The organism is Jatrophihabitans lederbergiae, assembly GCF_031845305.1.
GTDB lineage: Bacteria > Actinomycetota > Actinomycetes > Mycobacteriales > Jatrophihabitantaceae > Jatrophihabitans_A > Jatrophihabitans_A lederbergiae.
The window spans coordinates 1-403 of the sequence record NZ_JAVREH010000232.1; the positions used below are offsets into that span (position 1 = coordinate 1).

At 70.2% G+C, this 403-nt stretch carries 1 protein-coding gene; it reads right to left on the bottom strand.

What is annotated here, in order from left to right:
- The coding region (locus tag RM423_RS25095) for a glycoside hydrolase family 15 protein (RefSeq protein WP_311425753.1) at positions 1-403 on the bottom strand (403 nt) is incomplete at both ends.

The following is a 403-nucleotide window of genomic DNA, read 5'->3' on the forward strand; positions in this document are numbered from 1 at the left end:
TGAGCAGGCTGGCGTCCAGGGCGGGGGCGTCGTAGGACTGGGTGAAGGTGTTGCGGTCGGCGTCGTAGCCGTGGGTGAGGACGTCGGCGTGGATGGTGTCGCGAAGGGCTTGCCACCGGTCGGCGGGTCCGTGCAGGTCGGGGTGGGTGCGCACGGCGGTGGCCATCCGGTCGGCGGCGACCCAGGCCATGACTTTGGAGTGGGTGAAATGCCGGCGCGGGCCGCGCATCTCCCACAGTCCGTTGTCGGGTCGGTCCCAGTTGCCTTCCAGGTGTTCCATGAGCGCGACTTGGAGGTCCCAGGCGTCGTCGTGGTCGGCGAGCCCGGCGTTGCGGGCCAGCGCGAGGTCGTCGAGGGTCTCGCCCCAGACGTCGAGTTGCAGTTGATCGGAGGCGGCGTTGCC